This window comes from Citrobacter sp. Cu096, from assembly GCF_030332285.1.
In the GTDB taxonomy this organism is placed as follows: domain Bacteria; phylum Pseudomonadota; class Gammaproteobacteria; order Enterobacterales; family Enterobacteriaceae; genus Citrobacter; species Citrobacter meridianamericanus.
Window position 1 is genome coordinate 1 of record NZ_JAOWID010000011.1, and the last position, 2,023, is coordinate 2,023.

Annotated in this window: 3 protein-coding genes and 1 pseudogene; 2 read left to right on the forward strand and 2 right to left on the reverse strand. The window is 47.1% G+C overall.

Features of this window, described 5'->3' with window-relative positions:
- The first annotated feature begins 412 nt into the window (after positions 1-412).
- Both OGX99_RS00865 and OGX99_RS00870 read left to right on the forward strand, forming a co-directional pair.
- On the forward strand, positions 413-694 hold the full coding sequence (locus OGX99_RS00865) for a hypothetical protein (protein WP_146053427.1): 282 nt from the start codon (positions 413-415) through the stop codon (positions 692-694).
- A gap of 22 nt (positions 695-716) precedes the next feature.
- Positions 717-947: pseudogene (locus OGX99_RS00870) on the forward strand (tail fiber assembly protein); the annotation flags it as partial.
- On the opposite strand, the gene OGX99_RS00875 reads toward OGX99_RS00870, so the two are convergent.
- Positions 919-1,362 carry a tail fiber assembly protein gene (locus OGX99_RS00875; RefSeq protein WP_286542321.1) on the reverse strand — a complete coding sequence of 148 codons (444 nt, stop codon included), beginning with the start codon at positions 1,360-1,362 and terminating at the stop codon, positions 919-921. The pseudogene OGX99_RS00870 and the gene OGX99_RS00875 overlap by 29 nt on opposite strands.
- A 2-nt stretch (positions 1,363-1,364) precedes the next feature.
- On the reverse strand, positions 1,365-2,023 hold a 659-nt coding region (locus OGX99_RS00880), incomplete at its 5' end, for a gp53-like domain-containing protein (protein WP_438503129.1).

Sequence of the window (2,023 nt, forward strand, 5' to 3'; positions counted from 1 at the left end):
TTGGTTTGCGAACGGCTGCTAAAGCTGATGTCGTAGGAACAGTATCTCAGTCAGGGGGAGTTCCGACCGGGGCAATTATTGAGAGAGGATCTAACTCAAACGGTGAGTACACAAAATTCGCCGATGGAACACTAATCTGCTGGTTTACCAGGTCGGTTGAATCCATAACAAGCAACCCTAGCGGTGGGACGACAAACCTATATTTTTCCACTGAATCTGTGTTCACTTTTCCTGCAACTTTCGTTGGCACCAAGCCAGCCGTAGCACCCTCCGCTCCACTATCATCGGGTGGTACATCTTCATGGCCTTCCGTTCGCGGTAGTTCACTGACAGGGACCTCACTGGCGCTGATCAGCAATGTGCAAAATGCAGCGGCATACCTTGGATATACAGCAGTTGGGAGATGGTTCTGATGAAAGCAATCTTTACCCCGCAGCGTTCTGATTACGTTATGAAAGTGTCGGCAAAAGGTGATGTATTAACGATTGAAGTTGATGATGTTGCCGATTCATTCGATTTTAGCATCCTGAATGATGGCGATATCGCGGTCGATTTTGTATCTGTGTTAACCCCCAATCCTGTACTGAAGGCCAGAAAGGAGTCAGGAGAGATCATCGTAGAATTAATTGGCTTCTATGGTCCTGATGCTGAAGAGAGTGAAATGCTGACTCGCGAGGTAATATTAAATGGGTAGTTTCACGGTAATAACAGCAAAAGAGTCCGCTATCAGTGCGGCAGAGAATAAAAAACGTCTCCTGATTAATGAAGCCACTGAATACGTCAACAGTAAGCAGTGGCCCGGTAAGGCAGCAATTGGTCGGCTGAAAGGTGACGAACTGGCGCAATACAACTTGTGGCTGGATTATCTGGATATACTGGAATCGGTAGATGCCTCAAGTGCACCAGATATTGAATGGCCTACACCTCCGGGGGAACAGGCCAGTTAACATGCTCGGGGTCGGCTGTCACGTCAACCGCTTTAACCTCGTTTTTATAGGTCATCCACGCCGACAGTTTATCCCTGTTGGCGTCGCTGATTTCCCCCAGCATCAGTTCTGTACGCCAATCCAACATAACAGCGTCGGCATGGGCCAGTAGTTGCTGGCGAACCTGTTCTGCGGCAGAAATCAACTCCTCCCGTGTGGGTGGTGGAATATCCACCCACGCTGGCATCCCATCAGCACCCACACCAATAGTTTTTCCTTCCGGTGGCAGTCCGGTAAATTCGGCTGATACCTCATCAGAAACATCGATGCCATTCTCAGGCCACATTCCGGCAGCTTCATACTCATCTTTGAGTAAATAAGCGAGAAGACGAACATTAATTACATCCCAGATAAAATTAACTTTATTTAATTTCATATTTAGTACCCAACGGCAAGGAAAACAGCGCTTGATAAGGTTGTTGATGCCACACCGGAAACAGCGCAAGTCGTGGCGCTAAACCCGCTGTTTGTTACGCTTTCACAGGATGTATTAATTTGTGCATAGGTCATTTTTGTACAAAATACACCCCACACAGCCCCCGGAAATGGCGTCGGGAAGGTAACAGGATTTATGGTAGCTACGCCGACGGACGCACTGTTACTAATGTTTCTACGGAATACCTGGATAATCAGACCATTAGGGAGTTTTGCAATCATGTTATCAGTGCCGATACCAGACAGTTCGAAATAACTCATATCCGGTATCTGACCTGCGCTGTTACCCACGTCTTTTTTAGCCGCTGATTTCAGCTCCTTTACATGCTCAAACCCGATAGTTCCTGCAACTAACTCCCCGGATGAAGACCACGACATAACCATTTTATTGAGAGCTAAGCTGTAAAGAGATAAGACTCCTGAATCACTCAATTGCAGAGAGTAATCCCGGCCTCCACTCAACATCAGCGTTGCACCACCAAAGTGATCAAAAAGGCTCTTTAAAGCAAAGTTATCTGTTGCTCCCTTTTGGCTGATAACGTCTTTTTCAGACTGACCTGTTGTCTGAACGACACCGCTTTTTGCCGCTGTTCCCAAACCAA